The sequence below is a fragment of the Pasteurella sp. XG20 genome, from assembly GCF_018968665.1.
GTDB classification, from domain to species: domain Bacteria; phylum Pseudomonadota; class Gammaproteobacteria; order Enterobacterales; family Pasteurellaceae; genus Pasteurella; species Pasteurella multocida.
Window position 1 is genome coordinate 56,255 of sequence record NZ_CP076656.1, and the last position, 13,954, is coordinate 70,208.

General features: G+C 42.5%; 12 protein-coding genes and 1 CRISPR repeat array. Of the genes, 2 read left to right on the forward strand and 10 right to left on the reverse strand.

The features are described from left to right. Positions 1 to 36: 36 nt before the first annotated feature. The 5 genes from hemN to rapA form a co-directional block, all read right to left on the reverse strand. Entirely contained in the window at positions 37 to 1,404 is a 1,368-nt protein-coding gene (hemN, locus tag KPF51_RS00215; RefSeq protein WP_005724849.1) for an oxygen-independent coproporphyrinogen III oxidase, read from the reverse strand. A 23-nt stretch (positions 1,405 to 1,427) separates the two neighbouring features. Continuing rightward, the gene (locus tag KPF51_RS00220) at positions 1,428 to 1,856 is read right to left on the reverse strand and encodes a DUF2489 domain-containing protein (RefSeq protein WP_005724851.1); all 429 of its coding nucleotides are present in this window, start codon (positions 1,854 to 1,856) and stop codon (positions 1,428 to 1,430) included. Positions 1,857 to 1,861: 5 nt separating this feature from the next. Continuing rightward, positions 1,862 to 2,431 (reverse strand): Der GTPase-activating protein YihI, encoded by a 570-nt coding sequence (gene yihI / locus KPF51_RS00225; RefSeq protein WP_005755466.1) that lies wholly within the window; start codon positions 2,429 to 2,431, stop codon positions 1,862 to 1,864. A gap of 63 nt (positions 2,432 to 2,494) precedes the next feature. Next, a complete protein-coding gene (rluA, locus tag KPF51_RS00230; protein WP_005724855.1) occupies positions 2,495 to 3,154 on the reverse strand; it encodes a bifunctional tRNA pseudouridine(32) synthase/23S rRNA pseudouridine(746) synthase RluA in 660 nt (219 codons plus the stop codon). Between the two features lie 80 nt (positions 3,155 to 3,234). Continuing rightward, positions 3,235 to 6,138, reverse strand: a complete 2,904-nt coding sequence (gene rapA, locus KPF51_RS00235) for an RNA polymerase-associated protein RapA (protein WP_005724857.1) — start codon at positions 6,136 to 6,138, stop codon at positions 3,235 to 3,237. Positions 6,139 to 6,413: 275 nt separating this feature from the next. On the opposite strand from rapA, the gene pnuC reads away from it, so the two are divergent. Further along, complete coding sequence (pnuC, locus tag KPF51_RS00240) at positions 6,414 to 7,118, forward strand: nicotinamide riboside transporter PnuC (RefSeq protein ID WP_005724867.1); 705 nt, start codon at positions 6,414 to 6,416, stop codon at positions 7,116 to 7,118. A gap of 47 nt (positions 7,119 to 7,165) precedes the next feature. Here the strand turns inward: pnuC and KPF51_RS00245 are convergent, their stop codons facing one another. Continuing rightward, entirely contained in the window at positions 7,166 to 7,879 is a 714-nt protein-coding gene (locus KPF51_RS00245) for a tRNA1(Val) (adenine(37)-N6)-methyltransferase (protein ID WP_211599551.1), read from the reverse strand. A gap of 111 nt (positions 7,880 to 7,990) precedes the next feature. Between KPF51_RS00245 and srmB the strand changes: the two genes are divergently transcribed. Beyond that, the gene (srmB, locus tag KPF51_RS00250; protein ID WP_005724872.1) at positions 7,991 to 9,319 is read left to right on the forward strand and encodes an ATP-dependent RNA helicase SrmB; all 1,329 of its coding nucleotides are present in this window, start codon (positions 7,991 to 7,993) and stop codon (positions 9,317 to 9,319) included. A 147-nt stretch (positions 9,320 to 9,466) separates the two neighbouring features. Then, positions 9,467 to 9,674: a CRISPR direct-repeat array (repeat unit 28 nt; unit sequence GTTAACTGCCGTGTAGGCAGCTTAGAAA). Positions 9,675 to 9,725: 51 nt separating this feature from the next. Here the strand turns inward: srmB and rfaC are convergent. From rfaC to KPF51_RS00270, 4 genes are all read right to left on the reverse strand, one after another. Beyond that, on the reverse strand, positions 9,726 to 10,691 hold the full coding sequence (gene rfaC, locus KPF51_RS00255) for a lipopolysaccharide heptosyltransferase RfaC (RefSeq protein ID WP_005724889.1): 966 nt from the start codon (positions 10,689 to 10,691) through the stop codon (positions 9,726 to 9,728). Beyond that, positions 10,688 to 11,734: a lipopolysaccharide heptosyltransferase II gene (gene waaF / locus KPF51_RS00260; RefSeq protein WP_005724891.1), complete on the reverse strand. Its 1,047-nt coding sequence runs from the start codon at positions 11,732 to 11,734 to the stop codon at positions 10,688 to 10,690. The genes rfaC and waaF overlap by 4 nt, the downstream gene beginning before the upstream one ends. 68 nt (positions 11,735 to 11,802) lie before the next feature. After that, complete coding sequence (locus KPF51_RS00265) at positions 11,803 to 12,210, reverse strand: copper chaperone PCu(A)C (protein ID WP_005724893.1); 408 nt, start codon at positions 12,208 to 12,210, stop codon at positions 11,803 to 11,805. A gap of 115 nt (positions 12,211 to 12,325) precedes the next feature. Next, a complete protein-coding gene (locus KPF51_RS00270; RefSeq protein WP_005724895.1) occupies positions 12,326 to 13,750 on the reverse strand; it encodes a sucrose-specific PTS transporter subunit IIBC in 1,425 nt (474 codons plus the stop codon). Between the last annotated feature and the right edge of the window lie 204 nt (positions 13,751 to 13,954).

A 13,954-nucleotide genomic window follows, 5' to 3' on the forward strand; every position in this document is an offset into this window, starting at 1 on the left:
TTCTCCCAAAGTGCGGTGGTTTTTCAAAAAGTTTGTTTAAATAATTCGGGAGAACTGTTGGCGTTTCGCCTGTTCTCTGGAATAAGTATCAAAACAAAGGCAAATATTGCGAATCAGCAAACGCCCTTTCGCCGACACTTGAATCGCCTTTTCACCGATCTCTAATAGACCGTCTTCAGATAATGGCGCAAGCAGTTTTAAATCTTCGGCAAAGTGCGAGGTAAATTGAATGCTGTATTGCTGTTCAATCGGTTGATAATCTAATTTGAAGTTACAGATTAATTGTTTGATCACATCACGGCGTAAGCAATCCTCTTCGCTCATGGCAAAACCTTTGTGCAGTGCAAGACCGGTGTTATCAATCGCCGTATAATAATGTTTTAATTCTTTTTGATTTTGTGCGTAAGTGTCGCCTAACAAGCTGATCGCCGAGACACCTAAGCCGAGTAAATCACATTCTTCTTGTGTAGTGTAGCCTTGGAAATTGCGGTGCAATACACCTTGTTGTTGGGCGATCGCCAGTTCATCATCTGGTTTGGCGAAATGATCCATGCCAATAAATTTGTAACCTGCGTCACCTAAGGTTTCGATCATTTTTTGCAAAATGGTTAATTTGGTTTCTGGTGCCGGCAATTGCTCATTTTTAATCTTCGCTTGCCCAGCGAAACGGCTTGGTAAGTGGGCGTAATTGAACACACTTAAACGATCGGGGTTTAATGCAATGACTTTTTGCAAAGTGAACATAAAACTATCGACGTTTTGAAGTGGCAGACCATAAATTAAATCGAGGTTAGTGGATTGGAAACCCAACTCACGCGCGCGTTTTAATAGTGCTTCAATAAAGTCTTCATCTTGTACACGGTTAATGGCTTTTTGCACGTCTTTATTGAAATCTTGCACACCCATACTCATGCGATTAAAACCAATGCGACGTAAATGATCGAGCATATTGAGTTCAATTTCACGCGGATCCATTTCAATGCTGATTTCCGCATCAGGGGCAATGGTAAAATGTTTGCGTAGCATCGCCATTAAACGTGCGGACTGTTGCTCTGTTAAATAAGTTGGCGTCCCCCCGCCCCAATGCACTTGGGTTGCGATACGATCTTTAAATAGCGGTGCACGGTTTTCTATTTCACGTTCTAAAAAGTCGAGATAAATATCCGCTTTGTGTTGGTGACGAGTAATGGTTTTATTACAGGCACAGAAATAGCACAGCTTATGGCAAAATGGGATATGGATATAAAGTGAAAGAGGACGATTTGGATAGCGTTTTGTCGCCTGAATAAAATCTTGGTTGGTATAATTTTCATTAAATTCCAACGCCGTTGGATAGGACGTATAACGTGGACCAGACTGGTTATATTTTTGAATAAGCGCCAAATCCCAAACAATATCGGACATGATTTCCCCCAATAAGATTCCATTTACTTCATATCAATTAATAATTGCTGTAATTCTAAGCGAATTTTCTGCTCTAATTCCGCTTCGGCGCTTTCACGTTGTAAGTCTAAACGCATACGTTCATTTTTCTTTAATTCGCGACGCTTTTCATGGGTTGGCATATCCATTACCACTTCATACAGCTGATACATGGCTTGATAATTTTTGAGCTTTTTGCCCAAGGGATCAAGCAACATTTTTAAGCGAATGACGCCTTCCGAATGATTACAATCGCCATTTTGCATGGCTTTCGCAATAATCACAATACTTTCGGTTAAGCGCTGACTACGGGCAGTACGCATATTGGCAATGGCTTTTTTCTGCTTTTGCAATGCCAATAATAAGTAGCCCGCATAGCTCGCCATTGCCACAATAACCAGCACGGCAAGAATCAATAAAATGTTCGTCCACATCATACTTATCTAAATTGGTTAATATCGATTTTTTCAAAGGTGCGTAAGAGATCTTCTTCAGGATCGTCATCTTCTGAAATGCCTAGCTCGTCCATTAATTGTGCAATACGATCTAAACAGTCATCGACAAATTGTTGATCTTCTGCACTTAGCGTTTTGCCTGCATCTAACGCATCTAATAATTGGTTAAGGCATTCATTATTTTCCAATTGTTCTAATTCCAACATTGGGTCTAGTTTCGCCACTTTTTCTTCCACTTTCATCGGTGGAATAGTCATGCCTTTTTCTGGCTTATTCACGAATTCCACAATTAAAGGCACTTTTTTACGGCTACCAAGGCGCGGATCTTTTTTCGCTAGCGCTTGATGATTGTTATTGTTTTCTGTGGCACTATGACGAGAGCCTGAGGCTAAGCCTTTGCGTTTCTTTTTCTTTTTGTCTTCACGCGCTTTGGCATCTAATTCATAGCGTGTTAATTTCTTACCAGGTTTTCCCTTTGGCAATTCGACTTTTTTATCGACTTTACGAGCCGGCATAATATCGCTGACGCGGCGTGTTTTCTTCTTACGAGCCATAATCTTTTCTCTTTCATTCATCGTTGATGGTAGATTGTACCATTTAAAATCGGTTTTACTTAATTAAAACGCAGGTGGCGCACTAAAGCTTAGCCATTCTTGCGTAATTGGGTGGCGAAATGCTAGCTGTTCTGCGTGTAAACACAAGCGAGGCGAGAGGGCTTTGGCTTGTGGTGGGGCATAGAATTTATCACCTAAAATTGGGTGTCCAAGGGCAAGCATATGCAATCTCAATTGGTGAGAACGTCCTGTAATTGGCGTGAGTTTCACTCTTGTTGTGTTGTTAGGATAGCGGGCTAGCACTTCATATAACGTGAGCGCTGGTTTACCCCGCTCAAAGCAAATTTTTTGGCGAGGGCGGTTTTCCCAGTCACAAATTAATGGCAAGTTGACTTCCCCTTGGTCTTCCTCCAGATGTCCCCACACCAATGCTTGATAATGTTTTTTCGGTTCACGTTCACGAAACTGGCGTTTCAGTTCCCGATCGGCCGCTTTGCTCAAGGCAAACAAAATCAAACCGCTAGTAGACATATCTAAACGATGGGCGGGTTCACAGAAACCGTACTTTTCTTTCACGCGCGACATGGCGCTGTCGTAATATTGGGGCTGGTTACCCGGCACGGAGAGCAAGCCGCTCGGTTTGTTGATCACCACAAAATGATCATCGTAATGCACGATATCAAGGTAAGGATCGGTCGGTGGGGTGTAACTGATTAATGCCATTTTGTTTGCTCAATGTTCTTGGCACACGCATTGTGCCTGTGCCGTTTTACTTGAAAAGTGCGGTAAGTTTTTACTCTGTTTTATTCTTTGTTACTCACAATCACACGCAAGCTGTCTAAACGCCAGGTTGCTTGTTTTAGCTGGGCGAGGGACTGGCTGCGAATGTTTTCGAGTGCATCGACTTCATCTTGGCGAATGTTTTTATTCACTGCTTGTAATGCCGTTAAACGGTTTAATTCTGCACTTAATGTCTGATCTGCAAGCTGTTGTGCATTGTGGATAATTTGTTGTGCTTGTGCAACGATTTTTTGCTCACTGAGTTTGACCAGTTGCTCAATGTTCGGACGCACCATTTTCACCACTTTATTTGCCATATTTTTGCCAATCGGCTTTAACTGTTTTTGTAATGCATTGAACGACACCTGTTCCGCTAAGTTATTGCCTTTTTGATCCAACAATAAACGGATTGGTGTAGGTGGTAAGAAACGGGTAAGCTGTAAGCCTTTCGGTGCTTGTGCTTCCACCACATAAATCATTTCTAACAATAACGTCCCTGCAGGCAAGGCTTTATTAATTAATAAACTGACCGCACTTTTGCCGATATCACCTGAAGTGATCAGATCAATACCGTGACGAATGAGTGGGTGATCCCAGCTCATAAACTCGACATCTTCGCGTGCCAGTGAAAGTTGACGGTCAAAGGTGACAGTTGCGCCTTCCTCTTTTAAGCCCGGAAAATCGGGCACAAGCATATTACTTGCCGGTGTGATCACAATAGATTTTTCGCCCAAATCTTCTTGATCAACGCCAATAATATCAAACAGATTTAAAGTGAAGTTCACCAGTTCTGTCGTACCATCTTGTTCAGCAATATCTGTTGCCAACTGTTGCGCTTGTTCGCCCCCGTTGGAGTTCAGTTCTAATAAGCGATCACGTCCTTTTTCTAAAGCCTGTTTTAGTTCATGTTGCTGTTTGCGTGTGAGGCTAACAAATTCTGCAAAGCCTTCAAGTGCAGTCGGTTTTTGTAAAAATTTATTGAGCTGTGTTTGATGTGTTTCAAACAAGGTCATACCCATTGGGCAAGTTTCTTCAAAGGCATTTAAGCCCTCATGATACCAACGCGCAAGTACCACTTGGCCGGTGTCGGCAAAGCAAGGCACATGAATTTGAATATCACGACTTTGACCAATACGATCCAAACGACCGATACATTGTTCTAAGAGATCCGGATCATCAGGCAAGTTAAACAGCACTAAATGACTCGCAAATTGGAAGTTGCGCCCTTCCGAACCAATGCTTGAGCTGAGTAATACCTGTGCACCGTCTTCTTGTTGAGCAAAATAGGCTGCCGCGCGATCACGCTCCACAATGCTGAGTTTTTCATGGAAAACCGCCGCACGAATAGCTTCTTTTTCACGCAAGGCTTGTTCTAATTGAATGGCGGTATTCGCATGTCGGCAAATCACCAACACTTTTTCTTCTCGGTGATTTTTTAAGAAGGTAATTAACCATGCTAGACGAGGATCAAATTCCCACCAGCGAGCATCAGGATTGAGTTTTTGGAACATTTGTTCTGGGTAAAAAGAATCGTTTTCGCTTTTTTCTCCTAACATCGCTAACACATTCGCCGCATTATTGTATTGTTTTGGCAACTCAAGGGTAATTTGGTTGTAAGTACGATGTGGGAAACCTTTCACCCCTTGTCTGGTATTGCGGAATAACACGCGGCTTGTGCCATGGCGATCAATCAGGTTGTCGATAAGCTCTTGACGCGCCAGGGCTTTTTGTTCGTCGTGAGCTTGTGAGTCGATCACTTTTAACATTGGTTCGACATCTTGCTCGGATAACAAATCAGCAATATGGTTTTTTTCCACCGTACTTAAGGGTTTATCCGCCAATAAACTTTGCACCGCATCGGCAACAGGTTGGTACTGTTGTTGTTCTTGTACAAAGGCTTGATAATCATAGAAACGATCGGGGTCCAGCAAACTTAAACGGGCAAAATGACTTTCTTGTCCGAGCTGTTCTGGCGTGGCGGTCAGCAAGAGAACCGCGGGAATTTGACGTGCAAGCTGTTCGACTAATTGATATTCCAAACTTGGGTTATGTTCTGACCAGCCAAGGTGGTGAGCTTCATCCACAATCAGCATATCAAAGCCCGCTTCGAGGAGCTGTTCGACACGTTTTGGTTTTTCGCATAGCCAATCTAAGGCACAAATAATCTGTGATTCCGTGCTAAATGGGTTAATCCATAAAGCAGAAGCGGGATCTTCAAAATCGGCACAGCGTTCCTCATCAAATAAAGCAAAGTGCAAGTTAAAACGGCGTAGCATTTCCACGAGCCATTGATGTTGCAAAGTTTCCGGCACAATGATTAAAACACGTTCCACTTTTTCAGCAAACAATTGTTGCTGTAAAATCATACCCGCTTCAATGGTTTTGCCTAATCCCACTTCATCAGCGAGCAACACACGAGGGGCGGTACGCTGTCCTACTTCTCTGGCAATATGTAACTGGTGTGGAATCAAGCCGGCACGAATGCCGCGTAAACCACGTAAAGGCGATTGGAATTGGGCTTGTTGGTGAGTCAGAGCTTGGTAACGTAGGGTGAAATGTTCATTACGGTCAATTTGGGTGGTAAATAAACGATCTTGTGGCTTACTAAAGGTCATTTGATGAGCAATATCCCTTTCTTGAATCGTGATTTCTTCGCCGTTATCTTGTCGTTTGAGTAAATAAAACGCCACACCGTTATTCTCAAGAATGTCCAAGACATTACCTTTCCAGCCTTCATGATGCACAATTTCATCGCCAATTTGAAATAAGACGCGCGTTAAAGGCGCAGAGTTTAAAGCATAAATACGTTGCTCTTCAGAAGCAGGAAATAGAATGGTGACAGTGCGCATATCTATGGCGACAATTAAACCTAAGCCAAGATTATTCTCACTTTCACTCATCCAACGTTGACCGACTGCAAATGTCATAATGTTATAATTCTCTTTGTTTTGATGACTTGATAAAAAATATAAGACGTGTTCTTTCATTAAAAAATAGCCGGCTATTTTAGCGATCTTGCACTCAAAAATAAAACGAAATCTCTGTTTGGATGTGAGGGAAGAAAAAATAACCTTGTATTATATCTGTATATAACAAAAAATATCTTGATTATGGGTTCATAATTGATAATGTAGCTTATCATTGACATTTGTAATCAGCGATGTAAAAATCAACCTAAATTTCATTGTAGGAGAAGAGCAGCATGAATTTACAAGCCGTAAAAAATGAATTTCTTGGAGGCTGGAAGCCTTTTGAAGTGGCGTGGTTAAGTCTGTTTTTAATTGCGCAGATTGTCATTTATATCCAAAACCCAGATTCGATTTTGGGCATGATTTCAGGTATTTCTGGCATTTTATGTGTGGTGTTTGTCAGTAAAGGAAAAGTGAGTAACTACTTCTTTGGGCTGATTTTTGCCTACACTTACTTTTATGTGGCTTGGCAAGCCAATTATCTCGGCGAGATGAATACGGTATTGTATGTGTATATTCCCGCACAATTTATTGGTTATTTCTTATGGCGTGAGAATTTACAGAAAGGCAGTGAAGGCGCAGAAAGTGTGATTGCCAAATCCTTAACCTTAAAAGGCTGGGCAATCGTATTGGGCACTATCACGATAGGTACTTTATTGTTCGTGCAAGCATTGAATGCCGCAGGCGGAAGTTCAACAGGGCTAGATGGGCTAACCACGGTTATCGTGGTCGTAGCACAGCTTCTCATGATTTTGCGTTACCGTGAACAATGGCTTTTGTGGATTGCACTGAATGTGATTTCCATTGTGTTGTGGACACAGGCCAAAGAAGGATCGCTTGCGATGGTGACCATGTATTCTGCTTATTTACTCAACTCACTGTATGGCTATTACAACTGGACAAAATTGGAAAAAGCCCATCGTCAGTCAGTACAATAAACTTTATCAATTGATATGGGAGCGATATTCGCTCCCTTTTTGTGTGTTTAAAACGCTAAATAAAAATCTTTGGTTAAGCCAATAAAATCCGGATGATAGCGATTGCTTTCATCATAAATAATCAATTGGCTTGGCTGCAACGGTTGGGCTTGCAAGGAAAATGTGAGCAGTAAACGTTGTGGAGCTTTGCCTTTTTTAGTGATCACTTCACAACGGGCAATACAATAAAGTGCGCTCTGTTTTAACAACGTTTCACCCGCCTCAAAAGGCAACACCATGCTGATTTTGCCTTGCTCGCTAAGACAATGAGATGCCCAATTTAGCCAATCAACATGACGATGCGTGGCAGTATAACGTGCGAGATCACGTTGTGGCGTAGCACAGTCCACACCCTGTGGAAAATAAGGGGGATTTGCCACAATTAAATCAAACTTATTCACAGCGTTTCGGCAAAATTCGGCGGCATCTTGTTGATAGACATGCACACGCTGTGCCCATGGCGAAGCGTGAATATTTGCCTGTGCTTGTAAATAAGCAGCCTGATCTAATTCGACGGCATGAATTTCGCTTTCTTTGGTGCTACGTTGTGCTAACATCAAGGCGATTAAACCTGTGCCAGTTCCCAAATCGAGAATCCGTTCAGCTTGACTGACATCCGACCACGCACCTAATAAAATCCCGTCAGTGCCTACTTTCATCGCACAACGATGGTGCTCAATATGAAATTGTTTAAAGGTAAAACCGTTTTGTTTTGCTGACATATTTTTCCTTAATATTGCCCGCCTTTTGGTACAAATAGCGTCTTCATTTCGCAACACGGACAAAGTGCGCTATAATCTGCCACAATTTTACAATGATAGAAAGCCATACCCATGACATTAGCCACTTTTCAAGATTTTGATCTCGCTCCTGCCTTACTGAAAGCCCTCGCTAAAAAAGGCTACACTCGTCCAACAGCGATTCAGCAAGAAACGATTCCCGCCGCTATGGAACAACGTGACGTGCTAGGCTCTGCACCAACAGGTACCGGTAAAACAGCCGCCTTTTTACTGCCAGCCATTCAGCACTTACTTGATTACCCACGTCGCAAACCGGGTGCCCCACGTATTTTAATTTTAACGCCAACTCGTGAACTCGCTATGCAAGTGGCAGAGCAGGCAGAAAGCTTTGCGGAATTCACGAACTTGAGTATCGCGACAATTACCGGTGGAGTGGCTTACCAAAACCACGGGGAAATTTTTAACAGCAATCAAGATATCGTAGTGGCAACCCCAGGACGCTTATTGCAATACATTAAAGAAGAAAACTTTGACTGTCGTTCAGTCGAAATTCTCATCTTTGATGAAGCGGATCGTATGCTTCAAATGGGGTTTGGACAAGATGCCGAAAAAATTGCCGCCGAAACTCGCTGGCGTAAACAAACCTTGTTATTTTCCGCCACATTAGAGGGCGAATTGCTGGTGGATTTCGCCAGTCGCTTATTAACAGACCCCGTGCAAATTGACGCTGAGCCAAGTCGCCGTGAGCGTAAAAAAATTCAGCAATGGTACTATCATGCTGACAGCAATGAACACAAAATCAAATTATTGGCACGTTTTATTGATGAAGAACAGGTGAGCCGAGGTATTGTTTTTGTGCGTCGACGTGAAGATGTGCGTGAACTGTCCGAAACTTTGCGTAAACGCGGTATTCGTTCCACCTATTTAGAAGGTGAAATGGCACAAACTCAACGCAATAACGCTATTGATAAACTTAAAAATGGTATTGTGACGGTCTTGGTAGCAACTGATGTCGCCGCACGTGGGATTGATATCGAAGATGTCAGCCATGTCATGAACTTCGACTTACCATACAGCGCAGATACCTATTTGCACCGTATTGGACGTACTGCACGCGCAGGTAAAAAAGGCGTAGCGGTGTCTTTTGTGGAAGCCCATGATTATAAATTGTTGGGTAAAGTCAAACGTTACACCCAAGAATTACTGAAAGCACGTATTATCGAAGGCTTAGCACCTCGCACCAAAGCACCGAAAGAGGGAGAAATTAAAACGGTCAGTAAAAAGCAAAAAGCCCGCATTAAAGCAAAACGTGAAGAGAAGCAAAAACAAGAACAAAAGAAAAAAGTGAAACTGCGTCATAAAGATACGAAAAATATTGGTAAACGTCGCAAATCCAATACACCTCCTGCTAACGCAGAATAATCACATCTAAATTGCTAACCCTTTTTTCTGGCTAGATTATTTATCTAATAAGATCAAAGGGTTATTTCTATGTCTAGAAAAAGGGTTTTTAACAGTTTGATCGGCGCCATACTTGCTGAATAAAGGGATGTCGATTAGACTGTTTTAGTTAACTGCCGTGTAGGCAGCTTAGAAAAGCATCGGAAATGGGCAGAGTTGCAGATGTATGTTAACTGCCGTGTAGGCAGCTTAGAAATTTCACTAGAACGCCTGAAAGCAATTTACCCAGTTAACTGCCGTGTAGGCAGCTTAGAAAGCGTGCTAGTTTGTCTGCTGTTGCTTTCAAGTGTTAACTGCCGTATAGGCAGTTTCAATTGACTGTTGGTATATTACTAAAACAGTTGGATATGGGGATCGGTCTGTTAGCTTATATCGTGTTTAACGATAAAAGTGCGGTCAATTTTTGGAAAATTTCATCAGCTTCAATCTTATCCATACTCTCAGCAACGAGATAATGCTGGTTTTTGCCGTAGGAGCCGATCAGTTTGGGATCCGTGGCACCATAGAGAGTCAAGTTGGTTTTATCGAGTGCGGCACTTAAATGTGCCAATCCGGTGTCAACAGAAACAACAGCGCTGGCATTCACAATCTGCTGTGCTAACTCGGATAATGTGGATTTTGGCAAAATCGTCACAAGATCAAGCCCTTGGGCGATCCTCTCTGCACGCTGTTTTTCTTGAGGATTTGACCAAGGTACGTGAATTTGGATACCTTGTGCGGTCAGTTTTTCTGCTAATGTCCGCCATTGTCTGTCCGGTAGAAATTTATCTTGGCGTGTGGTGCCATGGAAAAAGAGGACATAAGGCATCGTTTGTGCGTGTTGTGGGAAATGGCGTGCTATGCCGTAATCGCCTTGTGTATGGGGCAAGGGATAATTTAGGCTTTGTGCAAACAGCTGGCGAATACGTTCGACAGCATGTTGTTGATAGCTAATGGCGTATTTTTTATCGTAGAAACAGGCGGCAATCGGTTCACGAATCGAATGACGATCGTAACCATGGCGTGTGCCTCGCGCTAATCGAGTGGCAAAAAGGGCACTTTTAAGTAAGCCTTGTGCATCAATGACCGCATCATATTGTTCTGATTGTAATAAAGTGCGGTAAGTTTTCCACTGTTTTCGAGTTAGGGCGGTAAATGGGGTTTTACGCCAACGTCGCAGAGCAATGGGGATAACCTGTCGGACGGCGCTATGCCAATGGGGAATTTCAGCGAAACTTTCTTCGACCACCCAATCAACTTGTAAATTGGGGAGGGCGCGTTGGGCATCGGTGAGCGCAGGTAAACTGTGCAGAATGTCGCCCATTGATGAGGTTTTGACTAAACAAATTTTCATGTGTTAGCAAGTAATCCTGTGAGTTTATCGAATACCAATTCCGGTTGAATATCAATTAAACTTTGATGGTAACCTTCGTCACTGTCTTTGCCTTTACGTACTTTGATTAAGCCACCTTCAATTAAACGAATAATTACGGCTTTTTCAGAAAGTGGAGGCGTATAAGTGGGGCTCGTTGGTCCATAAAGTGCCACTAAAGGGCGTTGAACTGCGGCTGCGATATGCATGAGTCCACTGTCATTGGTGACGATAGCGGTACAATCAGCGATTAAATCCACTGCCTCATTCAAACTGGTTTGCCCTGCCAGATTTATGCAAAAGTGACGCATTGTTTCAGGTAGCGCTTGGCGGATTTCTTCGCCTACGGCTTCATCTTTGGCAGAACCAAACAAACGAATGGCATAGCCTTGTTGAATCAGCATTGCTGCCAATTTAGCATAATGATAATGAGGCCAGCGTTTTGCTGGACCAAATTCTGCTCCCGGGCAAAAGCCAATACTCGGGCGTGGGGAAATAAGTGCGGTCTGTTTTTCAAATTTTTTTAAGGTATGTTGTTGTGTGACGGGATCGACCGTTAAATAGGGAACTGGTCGTGGCAAATCCTCTGCTTTCGGCACAGCACCTTTTTCAAAAGCTAAAGCAATATAGCGTTGCACCATCATCGGATAGTCTTTTTTATTACTGCGTAAATCATTTAAAAAGAGATAGCGACTTTCGCCTTTCCAACCACGGCGAAGCGGAATCTTGGCAAAAAAAGGAATGAATGCGGATTTGAGTGAATTAGGTAGAACAATCGCCATATCATATTGGTGGCGTAATGCTTTGCCTAAGCGATAACGATCACCCAAGGCAAATGCCCCATGTCCTAATGGCATTGTAATGGCTTGTCGCACTTCAGGCATACGTTCTAAGAGAGGTTTACACCAATTGGGTGCCATGACATCAATTTCACACTGGGGATATTGTTGTTTGAGTGTTTGATACAGGCTATGCGACATCATCATATCGCCAACCCAAGAGGGTCCAATAATTAAAATATGCATACTTATTCTATCCATGTTGAAAATAACAAATCATATCGCGTATTTTAGACGATTTCTGAGGTGATTTATTAGTATTGAATAATTTTTGCCTCAATATGCATGATTTCACCGTTGTCAAAGAGTAAACGCAGTGGGAAGGTATCACCCACGTTGAGATCTTGTTCGACATTAAACACCATGATATGTAATCCACCCCGTTTGAGCGCTGTCATTTGATGTGCCGGTAGGTTAATACCAGTGACTTCAATCATCTTGCCATGTTGTGTGCCGTGTAAGACGATATCGGCACGGATATCACTTTGTACTAGCGCTAAACTCACATCTTCATTTCCCGTATTATGAATATTCATGAATATGGCACTTGGCTCACCGGCTTTGGCACTGAACATCTGGGCTTGCTCGACATGGATGTGAGCAAAAAGCGAGGTAGGTAAAAGTGCGGTAAGGATGAAGAGAAGTTGAGTTAACGATTTCATAAAAGATCCTAGACAATAAAAATGAGCATCCAATATGCGGATATCATACGCTTTTAAAAAGAAAAATGCCGTGATTTTTTTCTATCACGGCATTTTTATACACGCAACAATCGTCTTATTCTGCTTTTAGTTGTGCTCTTTTACCTAAAATGACCGTGAGAGTAAATGCAATCGATGCGGAAATAAGCATACCGACACAATACATTGCTAAACTATCCGGCTTAATTGAGGGGATCCCCGGCAAGCCCGCAGCGCCTAAAGCAATGGCTTTAACATTAAACAAGGCAATGACCGCACTGGAAATGCCAGCACCGATCATGGCAGATATGAAAGGATAGCGATAGCGTAAGTTGACACCGAACATGGCGGGCTCAGTAATCCCTAACAAGGCTGAGATGCCAGAAGGTACGGCGATCCCTCTTACTTTGGCATCTTTCATCACATAAGCGGCGCCCAAACAAGCTGCACCTTGAGCAATATTTGACATTGCGGCGATTGGGAAGATAAAGGTACCTCCAGTGCGAGCCACCTCAGCAAGCAATTGTGTTTCGACAGCGATAAATGTTTGGTGCATACCTGTGATAACAATGGGTGCGTAAAGTGTACCGAAAATGGCACCCCCCACGAATCCTAATGTGTCATACAACCAGGTCAAGCCTGTACTAATTAAAGACCCCGCTTCACGCCCGATAGGACCTATTACGGTAAAAGCGAGTAAGCCCGTTATAAATAATGCAAAAAGTGGGGTAATTAAGTTATCAAGAAATGACGGGACGACTTTACGTAGGTTTTTCTCCAAGGTTGCTAAGACCCAAGAGGCGACAAGAACGGGGATAACTGTACCTTGGTAGCCGACACGTTCAATTTCTAAACCAAAGATATGCCAATATTGAATATTGCCTTTAGCGAGTGTCAGTGCATAATTCCAGCCATCAGAAAGTGCTGGGTGCACTAATAGCATGCCAAGCGCCGCTCCTAAGAATGGATTACCGCCAAATTTTCGAGTAGCGGAAAAACCAAGTAATACAGGTAAGAAGACAAAAGGTGCATTTGCAATGGTATTAATAAAATCCACTAAATCAGCTATTGCGGGATACAGATCGACAACATTTTTTTCTTCAACGAAGAAACCTTTTGCTGTCAACATACTGTGAATACCCATTAACAAACCACCGGCAACGATGGCAGGAATAATTGGGACGAAAATATCAGCTAGACCTTTCACTAAGCGTTGTAATAACCCTTGTTTTTCTGTACCAGCGGCAGCGACTTCAGAAGTCGTCATATCACCGATACCTAACAACTTGCTTAACTCTGCATAGACTTTATTGACTGTGCCAGAACCAAAAATAATTTGGTATTGTCCTGCTACGGCAAATTGACCTTTGACACCTTCAATATTCTCAATGCCTTTTTTATCAATCAAGTTTTCATTTTTTACAACGATTCTCAAGCGGGTAGCACAATGTGCCGCAGCAGAGATATTGTCTTTACCACCGAGTTTGTCAATCACTTGTTGGGCGATTTGCGAGAAGTTCATGGTCACCACCTATAAAGTTGTGTTGATGTAGAAAAAGTGTGTAATTTTATTTTAACTAAAACGTTTTAGTTATAAAAGTGCATTTAACTAAAACGTTTTAGTTTTGTGCGCTAGATCACATTTTTTGAAAAGAAGCGATGTATTGTTTGAATGGAACAAGAAGAAAGCGTCGTTTAATAAAACAAAGGAGAATTACTTTATTCT